Below are 17,607 nucleotides of genomic sequence, written 5' to 3' on the forward strand. Positions count from 1 at the left end.
ACGGCCGCGCGGGGTGAGGGCGCCGACGGGGCCGTGCGTCCGGCGGTGGGACCACCGGGCGGGAGACCGGCGATCAGCCGCCGAAGCCGGAGTCGGCGGGCAGCGAGATGTCGGGCTTCTCCAGCTCCTCGACGTTGACGTCCTTGAAGGTCATCACCCGGACGTTCTTCACGAACCGCGCCGGGCGGTACATGTCCCACACCCAGGCGTCGTGCATCTCGACCTCGAAGTAGACCTCGCCGTCGGAGTTGCGCACGTGCAGGTCGACCTGGTTGGCCAGGTAGAACCGGCGCTCGGTCTCCACCACGTAGGAGAACTGGCGGACGATGTCGCGGTACTCCCGGTAGAGCTGCAGCTCCATCTCGGTCTCGTACTTCTCGAGGTCTTCCGCGCTCATCGCACTCCGCCTTCCATGACCACATCTTCCCCCACCGACGCCGGAGGCTGAGGCTGCTCGCCCAACGCCACGCCGACGGTACCCCCTGGCGGGCAGGAGCGCTCCATCGGCTCGTCCCGCCTCGCGTCCGCCGGCCGACGCGCCCGAGGTGGGGCGCCGTCGCGACCGGACACCGTCGCCACGTTCACGTACGAGAACCGGTGCTCCCGGCACGGCCCCCGGTCCCGCAGCGCCGCGGTGTGTTCCGCGGTGATGTAACCCTTGTGCTCGGCGAACCCGTAGCCCGGGAACGCCCCGTCCAACTCGACCATCATCCGGTCCCGGGTGACCTTGGCCAGTACGCTCGCCGCCGCGACGCAGGCGGCCACCCGGTCGCCCTTCCACACGGCCAGCCCCGGCACGTCGAGGCCGTCCACTCCGAAGCCGTCGGTCAGCACGTAGTCGGGGCGGGTCGTCAGCGACGCCAGCGCGCGTCGCATCGCGGCCAGGTTGCTCACGTGCAGGCCCCGCTCGTCGACCTCCTCGGCCGGGATGACCACCACGGCGTACGCCAGCGCGCGGGCCACGACCTCGTCGTGGATCCGCTCCCTGCTGGCGGGGGTGAGCAGCTTGGAGTCGGCCAGCCCGTCGATCTCGCCGCGGCGGCCCTCGGGCAGGATCGCGGCGGCGGCGACCAGCGGCCCGGCGCAGGCGCCGCGACCCGCCTCGTCGGCCCCGGCGACGTGCCGGAAGCCGCGCCGCTGCAACGCGCGCTCCAGCGCGTAGAGCCCACCCTCGCGGCGCACCACCGTGCGCGGCGGCGTCAGCACGGCGCGTCCTGCCCGGTCGTGGGCGCGACCGAGGCGGCCAGCGCCCGGGCCAGCACAGCCGGCAGGTCCGGCGGGTAGTAGCGCTCGCCGCTGGCGGCCAGCTCGTCCGGCGGCCACCACCGGTGCGCGGCGACGCTGGCCCGCTCGATCTCGCTGAAGCCCGCCGTGTCGACCTCGTGACCCGTCACCCGCACCAGGAAGAACTCCTGTTCCTGCCGGTACCACACGCCGTCGAAGGGGAATTCCGCCACGTCGCGGTGCACGGGCGCGCCGAAGGCCGACGCCGGCAGCCGCAGCCCGGTCTCCTCGGCCAGCTCCCGCGCGGCGCACCCGGGGTAGGTCTCCTCCGGGTCCAGGCCGCCGCCGGGGGTGAACCACCAGCGGCCGTGCTCGGGGCGGGCCGGGTCGGAGCCGCTGAAGAGCAGCACCCGACCCGCCGCGTCGACGAGCAGGACGCGCGCCGCACGCCGGGGGGTGTAGACGGTCACCGCACCAGCCTGCCAGACGCCGCCGACAACGCACACGCCCGGCGACCCCTACGGCTCGGGGATGGCCTCGTACGGCTTCGGTACGCTCAGCCAGGTGGCCCGCCCGACGGGCCAGAAGACGGTGAAGGCCCGTCCCACGACGTCGTCCTCGGGGATGGTGGCGACGGTGATGTCCTGACCGGACTGCTGCCAGTGCTCCAGCGAGTCGCCCGACGCCTCGCGGTGGTCGCCCATCACCCAGAGCCGGCCCTTCGGGACGGTGATGTCGAACTCCTCGGCGGTCTTGTCCCCCGGGAAGATGTAGGGCTCGTCCAGGGACTTGCCGTTGATCACCAACCGGTCCTGCGCGTCGCAGCAGACCACGTGGTCGCCGCCCACGCCGATGACGCGCTTGATGAAGTCCTCGCCGTCGGGGTTGGCGCTCCACTCCAGGGGGGCCTTGAAGACGATCACCTCGCCCCGGTGCGGGGACCGGAAGTCGTAGACCAGTTTGTTGACCAGCACCCGATCGTCGATCTGGAGGGTGTTCTCCATCGACGGGGAGGGGATGAAGAAGGTCTGCAGCACGAAGGCGCGCACCAGCACCGCGACCAGGATCGCCACACCCAGGAGGATGGGCAGTTCCTTCCAGAAGGAGCTGCGCGGCTTGTCGGTCTGCTCGTCAATCACGGCAAGAGCCTACGTTGCCCGACCGGACGCCACCGTCCGGAACGCGCGAGAACGGCGAGCGCGGCAGCGACCGGGACGAGCAGCACCACACCACCGGCCGGCGTGGGGCGGACCGGGGGCGGCGCGCCCGTGGAGGCGGCCGGCGGGTCGGCGACGTCGTCGAAGGTCGCGGGCACCGACAGGGCGCTCCAGCGCGACGACGGCCAGACCACGGTGAACGCCCGGCCCACCACGTTCTCGATCGGCACCGGGCCCTGGCAGCGGGCGTCCTGGGAGACCATGCGGTGGTCGCCCATGACGAAGATCTGCCCGGGCGGGACCACGACCTCCTCGAAGCGCCGGGACCGGCACTCGCGGGGGTTGGGCGGGATGTCGAGCGGCGAGTCCCGCAGGACGTACGCCGACTCGTCGAGCGGCGTGCCGTTGACCAGCACCCGCCCCTCGGCGTCACAGCACTTCACCCGGTCGCCCGGCAGGCCGATGACCCGCTTGATGAAGTCCTTCTCGCCGGGGCGGCTGACGCCGACCAGGTCGCCGACGGTCCGGCTGAGCTTGCCCGCGAACCCGGGCTCCGGTTCCTCGGCGACCTGCGGCGCCCACCGGTCGGTGCCCCGGAAGACGACCACCTCGCCCCGCACCGGGTCGCGTACGTCGTAGACGACCTTGTTGACCAGGACCCGGTCGCCGACGAGGAGGGTGTCCTCCATCGAGCCGGAGGGAATGAAGAACGCCTGGAGCAGGAAGGTGCGGATCAGCACGGCGAGGCAGAACGCGACGACGAGCAGCAGCGGCAACTCCTGCCAGAGGGGCATCTGACGGCGGGGCCGGCGGGCCCGGCGGCGCCAGGGGTCGACGGCGCCGTCCTCGTCAAGCGTCTGTACCACGCCACTCTCCGGTCAGCAGAAATGACACTACCGCCCGGGAACCCTGTCGGGGCTCCCCGGGCGGTAGTGGTCGTCGCTCCGCCGTCGTGGCGGGACGTCGCCCGGCTGCGCCCGTAGCGACCAGGGTAGTGCGCTCCGGTCGGTACGACATACGCGCAGCTCGGGCGGCGTGGCGAGCGCGAGGTCAGCTGGGCTGCTTCTCGCGCTTCTCCTTGATCTTGGCCTTCTTGCCCCGCAGCTCGCGCAGGTAGTAGAGCTTGGCGCGGCGGACGTCACCGCGGGTCACGACCTCGATCCGGTCGATCGCCGGGCTGTTGATCGGGTAGGTGCGCTCGACACCGACACCGAAGCTGATCTTGCGGACCGAGAAGGTCTCGCGCAGACCGTCACCCTGGCGGCGGATGACGACGCCCTGGAAGATCTGGACACGGGACCGGTTGCCCTCGACGACCCGGGCGTGCACCTTGACGGTGTCACCGGCACGGAAGTCGGGGAGGTCGGTGCGCTTCGACTGGGCGTCAAGGGCGTCCAGGATGTTCATCGCTGCGTCCTCGTGAGGCTCACGGCGCACCGTCAATCGGTGCGCGGGTGGGTGATTCTGATCCCCGGGTGGCGGTCGGTGACCCGACCCCGGTCGAGGATCCTCGCAGCCGGCCGCGGCGCGGCCGGTTGCGGCAACCCCCCTACTTTGCCACATCCCCCGGCGGCACCTGAAATCCGGCCCGGTCCAACGCGGCGACGTCCCGTTTGTCCAGGCGGCGCGGGTCCAGCGCGGCGAGCATGTCGGGACGACGCGTCGCGGTGCGGGTCAGCGCCTCGTCCCGCCGCCAGCGGGCGATCCTGCCGTGGTCGCCCGAGCGGAGCACCTCCGGCACCTCCAGCCCCCGCCAGGTCGCCGGCTTCGTGTACATGGGGGCCTCCAGCAGCCCGTGGGCGTGCGACTCCTCGGCCAGCGAGCCCGCGTTGCCGAGCACGCCGGGCAGCAGCCGGGTGACCGCCTCCAGGATCACCAGCACGGCCACCTCCCCGCCGAAGAGGACGTAGTCGCCGAGGGAGACCTCGGTCACCGGCATCCGGGTCGCGGCGTGGTCGAGCACCCGCTGGTCGATGCCCTCGTACCGGCCGCAGGCGAAGAGCAGGTGCGGCTCGGCGGCCAGCTCGTGCGCCGTCGCCTGGGTGAAGGGGGCGCCGGTCGGGGCCGGCACCACCAGCCGGGGCGGGGTCACCTCCGCCGGGGCGAGGGCGTCGAGCGCCTCGCCCCACGGCTCCGGCCGCATCACCATGCCGGGCCCGCCGCCGTAGGGCGTGTCGTCGACCGTGCGGTGCACGTCGTGGGTCCAGATCCGCAGATCGTGTACGGCCAGCCGCAGCGTGCCGTTCGCCCGCGCCCGGCCGATCAACGACAGGTCCAGCGGGGCGAAGTACTCCGGGAAGATCGACACGATGTCGACGCGCATGCGGGGGTGCTCCAGCGGTTCTACAGATCGAGCAGACCGGCGGGCGGGTCGACGACGACGCGACCGCCGGCGAGGTCAACCTCGGGGACAATCGCCTTGACGAACGGGATGAGCGCGGTGCCGCCCTCGGGACGGCGCAGCACCAGCAGGTCGGACGCGGGGGCGTGGTCGATCCGGGCCACCTCGCCCAGCCGGTCGCCGGCCGGGGTGACCACGGCCAGCCCGACGAGCTGGTGGTCGTGGAACTCCTCCGGGTCCTCCGGCGGGGCGACGTCGGCGCTGTCGACCGCGACCAGCGTGCCGCGCAGCGCCTCGGCGACGTCCCGGTCGAGAATGCCCTCGAACGCGACGAGCATCCGCCCCTGGTGCCAGCGGGCGGACTCCACGACCAGCTCGGCGGGCACCCGGAAGGCCGCCCCCTGCTCGGGCGCGGCCGGCGACGGCTGAGGCGTCGCCCCGACCTCGGTGCGCGGCGCCCGATCGCTGGACACGGCCCGGGGCGTCGCCCCGGGCTCGGCGCGCAGCACGCGATTGCTGGGCACAGCCGGGGGCGTCGCCCCGGGCTCGGCGCGCAGCACGCGATTGCTGGGCACAGCCGGGGGCGTCGCCCCCGGCATGGTGCGCAGCACCATGCCGGGGGCGAACCGCGCTTCGGGCTCGTCGGTGCGCACCTCCACGGTGACCTCACCGCGGATGCCGTGCGGCTTGCCGACCCTGCCGACGACGAGCAGCATCAGTACGAGTCGACGATGTCGACGCGCACGCCGCGCCCGCCGATGGAGCCGATCACCTGGCGCAGCGCCTTGGCGGTCCGGCCGGACCGCCCGATCACCGTGCCGAGGTCCTCCGGGTGCACGCGGACTTCCAGCCGCTTGCCCCGACGGGAGTCGACCATCCGGACGCGTACGTCATCGGGGTGGTCGACGATTCCCTTGACCAGGTGCTCCAACGCCGGACGCAGAGGCATGTCAGGCCTGCTCACCGGCGTCGGCAGCGGCAGCGGGGGCCTCGGCCGGAGCCTCGGTCTTCGGCGCCTCGGCCGGAGCCTCGGCCTTGGCGGCCTTCTTGGCCGGCTTCGCCGGCGCCTCGGCCAGCCCGGCGGCGGCCTTCGCCTCGGCCTCGTACGCCGCGGTGCGGTCGACCCGCTCCGGGGCGACCTTCAGCGGCGGCGGGGCCGGCAGGCCCTTGAACTTCTGCCAGTCACCGGTCAGCTCCAGCAGCCGCTGCACCGCCTCGCTCGGCTGGGCGCCGACGGACAGCCAGTACTGGACCCGCTCCGACTTGACCTCGATCACCGAAGGGTCTTCCTTCGGCTGGTAGACCCCGACGAACTCGATCGCCCGGCCGTCGCGCTTGGTGCGCGAGTCGGCGATGACGATGCGGTACTGCGGGTTGCGGATCTTGCCCATCCGCAGGAGCCGGATCTTTACGGCCACAGTTGTTTCGCTCCTGTTGCGATCTCACCTGCCCGAACGGGCGGTGCACGGGTGAGTGTCGACCGGCACAGTGGGGTTGGGCCGGAGACTGCTCGGTGGACTGGCGACGTGCCCGGGTTAGAGGGCGCCGGACACGCGCCGGATACCAGCCAGCCATTCTGCCAGATCGGCGGCGGATCGCTCACACCGGACCGCCCCGGGTCACCCGCCGGGCGGCAGAAGTGACCGAAAGCACACCTGCGGCGACCGGTCCGCGTGCTCGCGCGGCGAGGTCAGCGCACCGGGGGGCGGTCCCAGCCGGGCGGCAGCTCGTCCGGGACGATCCAGTCGGGCGGCGGGGTGAAGTCGCACCAGGTGCCGTCGAACGGGAACTCCCCCGCCTCGGCCAGCGCGATCACCCGCTTCCCCTCGGCCCGGACCGCGTCCGGGTCGGGCACCCAGTAGTGGTCGGGGAAGGCCAGCCGCTCGACGAACTCCCCCTCGTCCTTCCACTCCCAGCCCCGGTCGGGGCGGACGACCACGTCGAGGTCCTGGTCCACCATGTCGACGCCGGCGAGCGTGCCGTCGTCCCAGCGCACCCCGGGCTCCTCCAGGTTGACGTACCAGGTGGCGAAGCGGTCGTGCGCGTCGCGGAACCACCACACGGAGTGGGCCGCCCCGGCGGGCAGGAACTTGAGCACGGAGGGGCCGTCCCAGCGTCCGGTGGCCAGGCGGTACGACGAGGAGATCCACTCGGTGAACGGCACCGCCCGCATGCCCAGCCCGGCCTCGGTGACCTCGCTCGCGACCGGGGAGTCGCGGGCCACCCAGAGCAGCAGGCCCCGGTCGTCGTCGCTGACCACCCGTGCGGTGCGTACCCAGCCGATCCGCCCCCGGCGCACGTTGCGGTGCACGATCAGCCGCCCAGCTTCGAATCTCACGCACCGACCCTACCGGCGCCCGGCGGGCTCCCGGCCCGTCGACCCGCCGGGTGGCGGCACGCGGACGGCCGGCCCCGCGAGGCGGGACCGGCCGTGCGGCGTACGGGTCGGTCAGTAGGCGCGGGCCAGGATGGCGACCAGGTCGGGCTCGTCCTCGGAGTCGGGCACCGAGCCGTCGGCGCGCAGCAGGCAGCGCACGGTGACGCCCTGGCCGTTCGCCTCCGCCTCGCCCTGGACGCCGACCGCCGACCACGGCACCATGGCCCAGCCGGTGGCCGCCGCCTCGATCGCCTCGGCGAGGGTCGACACCTCGACGGTGCGGGACTTCCGGCGGGCCAGCGCCTGGTCGTGCAGGGCCCGCTGGTCGGCGTCGAGGGCGGCCAGCACGGCGGTCACCACGTCGGCCACCGGCGTCGGGGACTTCGAGCCGTCCGTACGCCGGACCACGACCGCGTTGCCGGTGGCCAGGTCGCGGGGGCCGACCTCGACGCGTACGGGATAGCCGCGCAGCTCGGCGTCGACGGCCCGGCGGCCGAACGGGGTGTCGACGCGGTCGTCGAGCGCGACCCGGACGCCGGCGTCGCGCAGCGCGTCGCGCAGCTTGGCCGCCGCCTCGCCGACGCCCTCGCCGTCCTTGACCACCATGACGTACGCCTGCACGGGCGCCAGCTTCGGCGGAACGCGCAGGCCGTTGTCGTCGCCGTGGCACATGATCAGGCCGCCGAGCATCCGGGTGGAGGTGCCCCAGGAGGTCGTCCAGGCGTGCTCCCGGCCGCCCTCGGCCGACGAGTAGCTGATGTCGAAGGCCTTGGCGAAGTTCTGCCCCAGCTCGTGGCTGGTGCCGAGCTGGAGGGCCTTCCCGTCGCCCATCATGCCTTCGCAGGTGTAGGTGGCGGTGGCGCCGGCGAAGCGCTCGCGGGCCGTCTTCAGGCCGACGACCACCGGGATGCCGAGCACGTTGACCATCAGGTCCTCGTACGCCTCGTGCAGGATCCGGCGGGCGTAGGCGCGGGCGTCGTCGCGGGTCGCGTGCGCGGTGTGCCCCTCCTGCCAGAGGAACTCGCTGGTGCGCAGGAAGATCCGGGGGCGCAGCTCCCAGCGGACCACGTTGGCCCACTGGTTGAGCAGCAGCGGCAGGTCCCGGTAGGAGTCGATCCACTTGGCCATGAACTCGCCGATGACGGTCTCGCTGGTGGGGCGCACCACCACCGGCTCGGCGAGCTGCTTGCCGCCGCCGTGGGTGACCACCGCGAGTTCCGGCGAGAAGCCCTCGACGTGCTCGGCCTCGCGCTTGAGGTAGCTCTCCGGGATGAAGAGCGGGAAGTACGCGTTCTCCGCGCCCGCCGCCTTGATCCGGGCGTCCATCTCGGCCTGCATCCGCTCCCAGATGGCGTAGCCGGCCGGGCGGATGACCATGGTCCCCCGGACCGGGCCGTTGTCGGCGAGCTTCGCCTTGGCGATCAGGTCCTGGTACCAGCGGGGAAAGTCCTCCGCACGGGGAGTGAGCACGCGTGCCATGACCGCACATCCTATGCGTCGGCCGAAGGGACGACGCCATCGGGCGCGACGTCGCCGGTCTCCGCCGTGCCGGCGGGTGCGGCCGGGCTAGGATTCGACCACCATGGGTGAGGTGAGGGACGGCACCCGTTCCCGGGAGGCGATCGTCGAGGCCGCCCGGGCGTTGACCATCGCCACCGGCTGGGACGGCGTCCGGATGGGCGCCGTCGCGCGCGCGGCGGGGGTCAGCCGGCAGACGGTCTACAACGAGTTCGGTACCAAGGCGGGGCTGGCGGAGGCGCTCGCCCGGCGGGAGGTCGACCGGTTCGTCGGCGACGTACGCGCCCTGCTGCGCGCACACGGCGACGACGTGCGCGCCGCCGCGCACGCCACCATCACGCACACCCTCACGCAGGCGGTCGACGACCCGCTGATCAAGGCCGTCCTGACCAGCTCCCGGGGCGGCTCGGACGACCTGCTGCCCTACCTCACCACCCGGTCGGAGCTGGTCCTGACCGAGGCCACCGAGGTGCTGCTGGAGTGGGCCGACGACGTGCTGCCGGGCGCCGACCGGGACGCCGTCGCGTTCGCCACGGACTCGGTCGTCCGGTTGGTGATCAGCCACATCGTCCTGCCCGGCGCCCCCGTCGCGCAGACGGCCGCCGCCCTCGCCGACCTGGCGGTGTACCTGCTCCTGCACGCGGTCACCCAGGGCGCCCACTCCGGCTGACCGGGTGCCGCCCCGGGCCGCTGCGCCGCACCGCCGGGAGCGCCGCCGCCCCGACCCCCGCCGGCGACCCGGGCGCGGCGGGTCAGCGGACGACGCGACCGCGCAGCACGATGCGGGCGGGGCTGCGCACGGCGCGCAGGTCGGCGCGCGGGTCCTCGGGATAGACGACGAGATCCGCCAGGCCGCCCTCGACCAGCCCGGGGAAGCCGAGCCACTCGCGGGCCCGCCAGGACGCGGCGGCGAGCACGTCGGTGGTGGACATGCCGGCCTGCTCGTGCAGCAGCAGCATCTCCTCCGCGGCGAGGCCGTGGTCGATGCCGCCGCCCGCGTCGGTGCCGACGTAGATCGGGACCCCGGCCTCGTACGCCGAGCGCACCACCTCGGGGAAGCGGTCGCGCAGGGCAAGCATGTGGTCGGCGTAGCCGGGGAACTTGGCCCGCGCCTGGTCGGCGATCCCGCCGAAGGTCCGAATGTTGATCATCGTGGGGATGAGGGCGGTGCCCCGCCGGGCCATCTCGTCGATCAGGTCCAGGCTGAGGCCCGTGCCGTGCTCCACCGAGTCCACCCCGGCGCGCACCATGATCTCGACGGCCGACTCGGAGAAGGTGTGCACGGCGGCGCGCACCCCGGCGGCGTGCGCGGCCCGGACGGCGGCGGTCATGGTGTCGGCGTCCCACGCCGGGGCGAGGTCGCCGACGCCCCGGTCGATCCAGTCGCCGACCAGCTTCACCCAGCCGTTGCCGGCGCGCGCCTGCGCCGCCACCGTCGCCGCCACCTCCGCCGCGCCGACCTCGACGCCGATGTCACGCAGGTAGCGCTCCGGCGGCGCGACGTGCCGGCCGGCCCGGGCCAGCCGCGGCAGGTCGGGCTCGTCGTCGAGCTCCGGGTAGGGGTACGGCGACCCGGCGTCGCGGATCGCGAGGACCCCGGCGTCCCGGTCGGTGCGGGCCAGCTCGCGGGCCTGGTCGAGCGAGGTGATCGGCGCCCCGCCCCGGGCGATGCCGATGTGGCAGTGCGCGTCGATCAGGCCGGGCAGCACGAAGCCGCCGTCGGCGACGGTCTCCGCGCCGGGGACCGGGGTGAAGGTCACCCGGTCGCCGACCAGCCACAGGTCACGGACCTCGTCGTCGGGCAGCACCACGCCGCGTACGTGCCAGGCCATGCGTCCTCCGTCTGCGCGCAAAGGGGGCGGTCCGCCCGCCATTCTTCCCGGTCGACACGGGCCGGGGATGCCCGGGTGCAGCGACTAGGCCGGTCCGCCGGCCGCGCCCGGCCCCACTCGGCGCGCTCGCCTTCGACTCCACTGCGTGTCCCTGCCGCCACGGAGCGACACGAACAGTTGATTGACAGATTTCTTTATTTACGCATGTCTTGATGAAGAGATCCTTCGTCACCAGGATGCTCCCAGGCGCCCGGACACGGGTGTCCACAGTGTCGCCTCACCCTCAGAAGGAGCGTCGGGACAGTGTCACCACGACGATGGCGAATGGCCGCGGTCGGCCTGGCGGTCGGTCTCACCCTGCCGATCGGCGCCGCGGCGCCGGCCGCCGCCGCACCGGACTCCGCCGACACGAAGGTCAGGGCGGTGGCCGCGAAGGTCGACAGGAAGGTCACCACCCGGCTCGCCCGCGAGGGCAGGGCCAGCTACTGGGTCTTCCTGGACAGCAAGGCCGACCTGTCCGGCGCGGCCAGCCTGCGCGGCAAGACGCAGAAGGCCGCCCACGTCCACCGCACCAAGACCGCCCACGCCGAGCGCAGCCAGGCCGGCCTGCGCGCCATGCTGGCCCGCGAGGGCGCGGAGTTCAACCCGTTCTGGCTGGTCAACGCGATCAGGGTGACCGGCGACGCCGAATTGCTCGGTGACCTCGCCGTGCGCACCGACGTGGCCGAGATCCTCGCCGACGACCCGGTCGAGATCCCGGAGCCGCTGCCCGGCGAGACCGTCCCCACCACCGACGCCACCGAGTGGAACATCGACCGGATCAACGCACCGCGGGTCTGGAACGAGCTGAACGTACGCGGCGAGGGCATCGTGGTCGCCAACATCGACAGCGGCGTCGACGTCACCCACCCCGCCGTGGCGGCCAGCTACCGGGGGCGCACCGGTGACGGCACCCTCGACCACAACTACAACTGGTTCGACCCGGCCGACGTCTGCCCCACCGACGCCCCGTGCGACAACAACAACCACGGCACGCACACCATGGGCACGATGGTCGGCTCGGACGGCGCCAACGTGATCGGCGTGGCCCCGGGTGCCCGGTGGATCGCCGCCAAGGGCTGCGAGACCAGCGGCTGCTCGCGAGCGTCGCTGCTCGCCTCCGGACAGTGGATCGTCGCCCCCACCGACCTCAACGGCGCCAACCCGCGCCCCGACCTCGCCCCGGATGTCGTGAACAACTCCTGGGGCTCCAGCGCGTACGACCCGTGGTACACCGAGATCGTCTCGTCATGGGTGGCCGCCGGCATCTTCCCGGCCTTCTCCAACGGCAACAGCGGCCCGAGCTGCAACACCTCGGGCAGCCCCGGGTCGTACACGATCAGCTACAGCTCCGGCGCGTTCGACGTGAACAACGCGATCGCCAGCTTCTCCAGCCGGGGCACCGGCGAGAACGGCGACATCAAGCCGAACATCGCCGCGCCGGGCGCCAACGTCCGCTCCTCGGTGCCGGGCGGCTACTCGGCGCTCAGCGGCACCTCGATGGCCTCCCCGCACACCGCGGCGACCGTGGCACTGATGTGGTCGGCCTCGCCGGCCCTACAGGGTGACGTCGCCGAGACCAAGCGCATCCTCGACGACACCGCGATCGACGTCGACGCGCTCACCTGCGGCGGTACCGTCGACGACAACAACGTCTTCGGCGAGGGCCGGCTCGACGCGTACGCAGCGGTCGACGCCACCCCCCGGGGCGCCCTCGGCGCGCTGGGCGGTCGGGTCACCTCCGGCGGCGACCCGCTGGCCGGGGCGGACGTGACGGTCACCGGCCCGATGACCCGCGTCACCAGCACCGGCGCCGACGGCTCGTACGCGCTCGACCGGTTGATGGTGGGCAGCTACACGGTCTCGGTGAGCAAGTTCGGCCACACCACGGGAACGACCTCGGTGACGATCACCGAGAACCAGACGGCCGACGCGGACGTCGCCCTCGGGGCGGCCCCCTCGGCCACGCTCAGCGGCACGGTGCGCACCTCGAACGGCACGGCCGGCGGCGCCACCGTCGCCGTCCTCGGCACCCCGCTCACCGCCACCGCCGACGCCGACGGCCGCTACTCGGTGACGGTGCCGCACGGCACGTACGACGTCCGCTTCGCCCACACGTACCGCTGCTCGGACGAGGTGACCAGGTCGGCGCAGGTCGGCGCGGACACCGTCCTGGACGTCACCCTGCCCGACCGGGTCGACTCCTTCGGGTATGCCTGCGGCCCCGCCGAGGGCTCGTTCGTCGCCGGCACCCAGCTGCTGGAGACGTTGACCGGTGACAACAAGTCCGTCCCCGTCACGCTGCCCTTCCGGGTCCCGCTCTACGGCAACTCCTACCGGCAGGCGTGGGTGAGCACCAACGGCGTGCTCGGCTTCGGCACCTCGTCGACCAGCCGCCTCAACACCGCCCTGCCGAACACCACCAACCCCGATCTCGCGCTCTTCCCGTTCTGGGACGACCTCTACGTGGAGGAGGACTCGGGGGTCTACACGGCCGTCACGGGTGCCGCGCCGCGCCGCACCTTCGTGGTGGAGTGGCGCAACGTGTCGCTCTTCGCCGACCGGTCGATGCGGCTGACCTTCAGCGCCGCCATCGGTGAGGACGGCTCGATCACCTACCGGTACGCCGACATCGACGGCGACGGCGCGGAGACCGGCACCGGCGCCTCGATCGGCCTGGAGAACGTCGACGGCACCGTCGGCTTCGAGTACTCGTACAACGCCCGGGCGGTCGCCGACGGCACGGCGATCACGTTCCGCACCACCCGCAGCGGAGTGCTCTCCGGTGTGGTCACCGACGCCAACGACGGGCGCCCGGTCGCCGGGGCCACCGTGACCGCCCGGGTGGGCGACGCGACGGCCACCCAGACCACCGAGGCCGACGGCACGTACCTGATCCAGGCTCCCGTCGGCACGGTCGAGTTCACCATCGACAAGCAGCACTACGAGGCCGCGTCGGGCTCGGTGGCGGTGCAGGCCGGCGCGGCCGAGGTCCGTTCGGCGGCGCTGCGTACCGCACGCGTCGGCACCCCGACGAGCGAGCTGACCGTCGTGTCGGGGGCCGAGCAGACCCGGAGCCGACAGATCACCCTCAGCAACACGGGGGTGCTCGGCACCGACGTCACGGTCACCGAGCTGAACTCCGACGGCACGCCGCAGGACATCAGCTGGCTCGGCCTGTCGGGTGCCACCGTCACCCTGGGCAGCGGCGGCCGGCACACCGTCGGCGTGGCGACCAGCACCGCCGGCCTGGCCCCCGGCAGCTTCCATCAGGCCAGGCTGCGGATCTCCTCGGCCAGCGGACGCCAGCCCGTCCTGGACGTCCCGGTCACCCTGGTGGTGCCGCGCACCACCCTGGCGATCGACGCCGGCGCGACGTCGGCCCGGGCCGACGTCGAGGGCCAGACCTGGTCGCCGGACCGGGCCTGGACCGCCGGCAGCGCCGGTTACCTCGGCACTTCCAGCCGCCGGACGACCAGCACCCCGATCACCGGCACCAACGACCCGGCCCGCTTCGCCAGCCAGCGTGAGGGGATGTACGAGTACCGCGTCGACGGTCTCGCGGACGGCCACTACACGGTGGAGCTGGACTTCGCCGAGGTGAAGCGGCAGTACCCGGACCGGCGGGTCTTCGACGTGCTGATCGAGGGCCAGGAGGTGCTGCCGTCGCTGGACGTGGCCGGTGAGGTGGGCAGCTACGCCGCGCTGAGCCGGACGTACACGGTGCGGGTGATCGACGGCCAGCTCAATGTGCGGTTCGTGACGCACAAGGGCTACAGCGTGCCGATCGTGAACGCGCTGCGCGTCACCGACCGGCCGGACCTGCTGTCCTGACGGTCGTACGAGAAGCGGGGCCCGGCCGGTGACGGCCGGGCCCCGCCCGTGTGGACCGTAGGGCGCTCAGCCCTCGTCGCGCGCCAGCAGCCCGGCCCGCCGCGTCGTCAGCGCGGGCAGGTCGACGGAGACCTTCCAGGACCGCTCGGTGACGAAGAGATCCTCGGTGTGGGTCAGCACCTCGTACTCGCCGGTGGGGCCGAGCGTGTACTCCGTGAGGGTCAACCGCTCGTGCAGCGGGTCGACCACCCAGTACGTCCGCACCCCGGCGTGCGCGTAGACCTTCGCCTTGTCGTAGAGGTCGCGGAACGTCGAGGTCGGCGAGAGGACCTCGACGGCCAGCAGCGCGTCCTCGACGGGGACGGGCGAGCGGTCGGCGTGCTCGCGGCGGATGGCGACCACGTCGGGGCGCGGCTCGTTGCGGCGGTCGATGCGCATCGACAGGTCGATGCTCAGGTAATCAGCGGGGCAGTTGACCTCGAGAGCGAGCAGCAGTCGCACGCAGAGGTCCTGGTGCACGGCGGTGGGCAACGCCGCCCTGGACGCCGCCGGCATCATGGTGGCAGGATCAACCTTCCGTCGACCAACTCGTACGGAAGGTCCTTCGGTAGGTCGCCGAGGTCGTCGACCGTCCACTCCGACCGTTCGGGCAGGTCATCGTGGTGTAGGCGGGCGGCACCAGCACCACCTTCCGGCCCGCCCGCATGCCACGGTCGATCAGTTCCCATTTGGCGGCACCGATTGCGGCGTCCGCGGCTTTGCGGGCCATCGTGGTCCTGGTCAGAAACCTCGGTTCGAAGTCCTCAACGGCGATCACGCTGTGGTCATCCACGACCTTCTTCGCCCACTGGCGGGCGTCGTGGATGTTCTGCCTGGCCGCCTTCTTGTGCAGCTTGGCGGCCTGCTGCTTGGCCCGCAGATAGCCCTTCGAGGGGGCGCATCCGCGGGGGCGGCGCCGACGGCTCATCTTGCGCTGCACCTTGGCCATCGTGGCGGCGCACCGCTTGCGGTAGCCGAGGTGAGGCAGGTCGTAGGCGGGGTCCGTGGTGGTGGCGGTGGTGGTGACACCCCAGTCGACACCGATCTTCCCGTCTGCGGCGGGCGCGCGTGTGGCTTCGCGGCGGACCACGAACGAGGCGTACCAGTGGCCGAGCGAGTCCTGGTAGACGCGCACACTGGTCGGGTTCGACGGCAGCTCACGGGACCAGACCACCGGGATGTTGATTCCGCCAGCCAGGCGCAACCGGCGGTCGCGGATGGTAAATCCACGCACGGTGTACTCAAGGCCGGGCAGAGTCTTCTTGCGCCGCTTGGCCGTTGGCCGTCCGCGGCCCTTGACCTTGAACGAGTGCTGCAAGGCCAATGCATAGGTGCGCAGTGTTTGCTGCTGGGCGACCTGGGAGCCGTCCCGCAGCCACGGGTGCCGGCTCCGCGCTTCGGTGAGCAGCTTGGACAACTTGCAGAAGGTGGGCTTGCGGCCGGACTTCTGCTGGTGGACGGCTTCGTTCCACAGCCACCGGCACCGGCCCCACTCCTCGGACAGTGCGGCCACTGCGGTCGCGCCGGGGCGCAACCGGTAGGTGTATCGCACTGTCTCGTCCACACCCATGGCTAAAGCCAGGGGTTTCTCGGGCGGGCTCTTGATGACTCCTCCTTCCAGGGGCGACATCACCCTAGGCAAGGATCATGTCACCCTCGGTCGGCGACACACCTCAGCGGGGCCGGCCGTCGCCGCCCTTGCCGAGCTTGTTGAAGTCGATCTTCGGCAGCTTGAAGCCCGGCGGGAGGCCCTGGCCGGCAGCCAGGTCGTTCGGGTCCATGCCCGGCGGGAGCTGCGGCATGCCGCCCGGGAAACCGCCCGGCATCCCGGCGCCCGCCCCGGCGCGCGGCCGGTTGCCGCCCTTGGTGCCCTTGCGCTTGTTCTTCGGCGACTTGGTGGCCTTGCGCCGGCCGCCGCCCGGCAGGCCCATCATGCCGCCCATCTGCTTCATCATCTTCTGCGCGTCGGCGAAGCGGTTGAGCAGCTGGTTGACGTCCATCACCGTGACGCCGGAGCCGCTGGCGATGCGGGCCCGGCGCGAGCCGTTGATGATCTTCGGGTTGGTGCGCTCGGCGGGGGTCATCGACCGGATGATGGCGGTGACCCGGTCGAAGTGCTTGTCGTCGACCTCGGCGAGCTGGTCCTTCATCTGCCCCATGCCCGGCATCATGGCCAGCACGTTGGCGATGGGGCCCATCCGCCGGACCGCGATGAGCTGGTCGAGGAAGTCCTCCAGGGTGAACTGCTCGCCGCCCATCAGCTTGGCGGTCATCTTCTCCTTCTGATCGGTGTCAAAGGCCTGCTCGGCCTGCTCGATCAGAGTGAGGACGTCGCCCATGCCGAGGATCCGGCTGGCCATCCGGTCGGGGTGGAAGACGTCGAAGTCCTCCAGCTTCTCTCCGGTGGAGGCGAAGAGGATCGGCTGCCCGGTGACCTCCCGGACCGACAGCGCGGCGCCACCACGGGCGTCGCCGTCGAGCTTGGAGAGGACCACGCCGGTGATGCCCACGCCGTCGCGGAACGCCTCGGCGGTGCGCACCGCGTCCTGACCGACCATGGCGTCGATGACGAAGATGACCTCGTCCGGGTCGACCGCGTCACGGATGTCGGCGGCCTGCTGCATCATCTCGGCGTCGATGCCGAGCCGGCCGGCGGTGTCGACGATGACGATGTCCCGGGCGGCCCGCTTCGCGTGCTCGATCGAGGCGCGGGCCACCTGCACCGGGTCGCCGGTGCCGTTGCCGGGCTCCGGGGCGTACACCTCGACGCCGGCGCGGCCACCGAGCACCTGGAGCTGCCCGACGGCGTTGGGGCGCTGGAGGTCGGCGGCGACCAGCAGCGGCTGGTGGCCCTGGGCCTTGAGCCAGCGGGCCAGCTTGCCGGCGAGGGTGGTCTTACCGGAACCCTGGAGGCCGGCAAGCATGATCACCGTCGGCGGCTGCTTGGCGAACTGGAGCCGCCGCCCCTCGCCGCCGAGGACGTTGACCAGCTCCTCGTTGACGATCTTGATGATCTGCTGCGCCGGGTTGAGCGCCTGGGAGACCTCGGAGCCGCGCGCCCGCTCCTTGACGTTGGCGATGAAGCCCTTGACCACCGGCAGCGCGACGTCCGCCTCCAGCAGCGCGAGGCGGATCTCGCGCGCGGTGGCGTCGATGTCGGCGTCGGTGAGCCGACCCTTGCCGCGGAGCTTGGTGAAGATCCCGGACAGGCGGTCACTCAAGGTGTCAAACACGCGAACATCCCGT

At 72.4% G+C, this 17,607-nt stretch carries 17 protein-coding genes and 1 pseudogene; 2 read left to right on the top strand and 16 right to left on the bottom strand.

What is annotated here, in order from left to right; translation table 11 throughout:
- Positions 1-73: 73 nt before the first annotated feature.
- The 12 genes and pseudogenes from ACFHW0_RS04085 to proS form a co-directional block, all read right to left on the bottom strand.
- The gene (locus ACFHW0_RS04085; RefSeq protein ID WP_007075222.1) at positions 74-397 is read right to left on the bottom strand and encodes a DUF2469 domain-containing protein; all 324 of its coding nucleotides are present in this window, start codon (positions 395-397) and stop codon (positions 74-76) included.
- Positions 394-1,206: a ribonuclease HII gene (locus ACFHW0_RS04090; RefSeq protein WP_151457076.1), complete on the bottom strand. Its 813-nt coding sequence runs from the start codon at positions 1,204-1,206 to the stop codon at positions 394-396. Before ACFHW0_RS04090 ends, ACFHW0_RS04085 begins: the two co-directional genes overlap by 4 nt.
- On the bottom strand, positions 1,200-1,694 hold the full coding sequence (locus ACFHW0_RS04095; RefSeq protein WP_416605538.1) for an NUDIX hydrolase: 495 nt from the start codon (positions 1,692-1,694) through the stop codon (positions 1,200-1,202). Before ACFHW0_RS04095 ends, ACFHW0_RS04090 begins: the two co-directional genes overlap by 7 nt.
- Positions 1,695-1,742: 48 nt before the next feature.
- The gene (lepB, locus tag ACFHW0_RS04100) at positions 1,743-2,363 is read right to left on the bottom strand and encodes a signal peptidase I (protein WP_121396101.1); all 621 of its coding nucleotides are present in this window, start codon (positions 2,361-2,363) and stop codon (positions 1,743-1,745) included.
- A 9-nt stretch (positions 2,364-2,372) separates the two neighbouring features.
- Positions 2,373-3,247: pseudogene (gene lepB, locus ACFHW0_RS04105) on the bottom strand (signal peptidase I).
- Positions 3,248-3,431: 184 nt separating this feature from the next.
- Positions 3,432-3,788 (bottom strand): 50S ribosomal protein L19, encoded by a 357-nt coding sequence (gene rplS / locus ACFHW0_RS04110; protein WP_089001547.1) that lies wholly within the window; start codon positions 3,786-3,788, stop codon positions 3,432-3,434.
- A 142-nt stretch (positions 3,789-3,930) separates the two neighbouring features.
- Positions 3,931-4,704, bottom strand: coding sequence for a tRNA (guanosine(37)-N1)-methyltransferase TrmD (trmD, locus tag ACFHW0_RS04115; protein ID WP_416605539.1), 774 nt, complete (start codon positions 4,702-4,704; stop codon positions 3,931-3,933).
- A gap of 20 nt (positions 4,705-4,724) precedes the next feature.
- Positions 4,725-5,438: a ribosome maturation factor RimM gene (gene rimM / locus ACFHW0_RS04120; protein WP_416605540.1), complete on the bottom strand. Its 714-nt coding sequence runs from the start codon at positions 5,436-5,438 to the stop codon at positions 4,725-4,727.
- Positions 5,438-5,698 (bottom strand): RNA-binding protein, encoded by a 261-nt coding sequence (locus ACFHW0_RS04125; protein WP_172862164.1) that lies wholly within the window; start codon positions 5,696-5,698, stop codon positions 5,438-5,440. The genes rimM and ACFHW0_RS04125 overlap by 1 nt, the downstream gene beginning before the upstream one ends.
- Positions 5,673-6,140: a 30S ribosomal protein S16 gene (rpsP, locus tag ACFHW0_RS04130; RefSeq protein WP_311410948.1), complete on the bottom strand. Its 468-nt coding sequence runs from the start codon at positions 6,138-6,140 to the stop codon at positions 5,673-5,675. The genes ACFHW0_RS04125 and rpsP overlap by 26 nt, the downstream gene beginning before the upstream one ends.
- Positions 6,141-6,412: 272 nt before the next feature.
- Positions 6,413-7,060 (bottom strand): DUF402 domain-containing protein, encoded by a 648-nt coding sequence (locus ACFHW0_RS04135; protein WP_416605541.1) that lies wholly within the window; start codon positions 7,058-7,060, stop codon positions 6,413-6,415.
- Between the two features lie 111 nt (positions 7,061-7,171).
- On the bottom strand, positions 7,172-8,578 hold the full coding sequence (gene proS, locus ACFHW0_RS04140; protein ID WP_416605542.1) for a proline--tRNA ligase: 1,407 nt from the start codon (positions 8,576-8,578) through the stop codon (positions 7,172-7,174).
- Positions 8,579-8,681: 103 nt separating this feature from the next.
- Between proS and ACFHW0_RS04145 the strand changes: the two genes are divergently transcribed.
- Complete coding sequence (locus tag ACFHW0_RS04145; protein WP_416605543.1) at positions 8,682-9,287, top strand: TetR family transcriptional regulator; 606 nt, start codon at positions 8,682-8,684, stop codon at positions 9,285-9,287.
- An 82-nt stretch (positions 9,288-9,369) separates the two neighbouring features.
- On the opposite strand, the gene ACFHW0_RS04150 is transcribed toward ACFHW0_RS04145, so the two are convergent.
- Positions 9,370-10,449 (bottom strand): amidohydrolase family protein, encoded by a 1,080-nt coding sequence (locus ACFHW0_RS04150; protein WP_416605544.1) that lies wholly within the window; start codon positions 10,447-10,449, stop codon positions 9,370-9,372.
- A 324-nt stretch (positions 10,450-10,773) separates the two neighbouring features.
- Between ACFHW0_RS04150 and ACFHW0_RS04155 the strand changes: the two genes are divergently transcribed.
- Entirely contained in the window at positions 10,774-14,322 is a 3,549-nt protein-coding gene (locus ACFHW0_RS04155) for a S8 family serine peptidase (protein WP_416605546.1), read from the top strand.
- A 66-nt stretch (positions 14,323-14,388) separates the two neighbouring features.
- On the opposite strand, the gene ACFHW0_RS04160 is transcribed toward ACFHW0_RS04155, so the two are convergent.
- From ACFHW0_RS04160 to ffh, 3 genes are read right to left on the bottom strand one after another with little or no spacing between them, the layout of a single operon-like run.
- The gene (locus ACFHW0_RS04160) at positions 14,389-14,880 is read right to left on the bottom strand and encodes a Uma2 family endonuclease (RefSeq protein WP_416605547.1); all 492 of its coding nucleotides are present in this window, start codon (positions 14,878-14,880) and stop codon (positions 14,389-14,391) included.
- A 10-nt stretch (positions 14,881-14,890) separates the two neighbouring features.
- The gene (locus tag ACFHW0_RS04165; protein WP_416605548.1) at positions 14,891-15,991 is read right to left on the bottom strand and encodes an RNA-guided endonuclease InsQ/TnpB family protein; all 1,101 of its coding nucleotides are present in this window, start codon (positions 15,989-15,991) and stop codon (positions 14,891-14,893) included.
- Positions 15,992-16,034: 43 nt separating this feature from the next.
- Positions 16,035-17,594, bottom strand: a complete 1,560-nt coding sequence (ffh, locus tag ACFHW0_RS04170; RefSeq protein WP_416605549.1) for a signal recognition particle protein — start codon at positions 17,592-17,594, stop codon at positions 16,035-16,037.
- Positions 17,595-17,607 lie beyond the last annotated feature (13 nt).

It is taken from the genome of Micromonospora sp. LOL_025 (genome assembly GCF_048060285.1).
Lineage (GTDB): Bacteria > Actinomycetota > Actinomycetes > Mycobacteriales > Micromonosporaceae > Micromonospora.

Bases quoted from the DNA above. Each gene is read 5' to 3' on its own strand.
- ACFHW0_RS04085 (WP_007075222.1), bottom strand. From the start codon at position 397: ATGAGCGCGGAAGACCTCGAGAAGTACGAGACCGAGATGGAGCTGCAG.
- rimM (WP_416605540.1), bottom strand. From the start codon at position 5,438: ATGCTGCTCGTCGTCGGCAGGGTCGGCAAGCCGCACGGCATCCGCGGT.
- ACFHW0_RS04160 (WP_416605547.1), bottom strand. From the start codon at position 14,880: ATGATGCCGGCGGCGTCCAGGGCGGCGTTGCCCACCGCCGTGCACCAG.
- trmD (WP_416605539.1), bottom strand. From the start codon at position 4,704: ATGCGCGTCGACATCGTGTCGATCTTCCCGGAGTACTTCGCCCCGCTG.
- ACFHW0_RS04150 (WP_416605544.1), bottom strand. From the start codon at position 10,449: ATGGCCTGGCACGTACGCGGCGTGGTGCTGCCCGACGACGAGGTCCGT.
- rplS (WP_089001547.1), bottom strand. From the start codon at position 3,788: ATGAACATCCTGGACGCCCTTGACGCCCAGTCGAAGCGCACCGACCTC.
- ACFHW0_RS04145 (WP_416605543.1), top strand. From the start codon at position 8,682: ATGGGTGAGGTGAGGGACGGCACCCGTTCCCGGGAGGCGATCGTCGAG.
- proS (WP_416605542.1), bottom strand. From the start codon at position 8,578: ATGGCACGCGTGCTCACTCCCCGTGCGGAGGACTTTCCCCGCTGGTAC.
- ACFHW0_RS04155 (WP_416605546.1), top strand. From the start codon at position 10,774: ATGGCCGCGGTCGGCCTGGCGGTCGGTCTCACCCTGCCGATCGGCGCC.
- ACFHW0_RS04165 (WP_416605548.1), bottom strand. From the start codon at position 15,991: ATGTCGCCCCTGGAAGGAGGAGTCATCAAGAGCCCGCCCGAGAAACCC.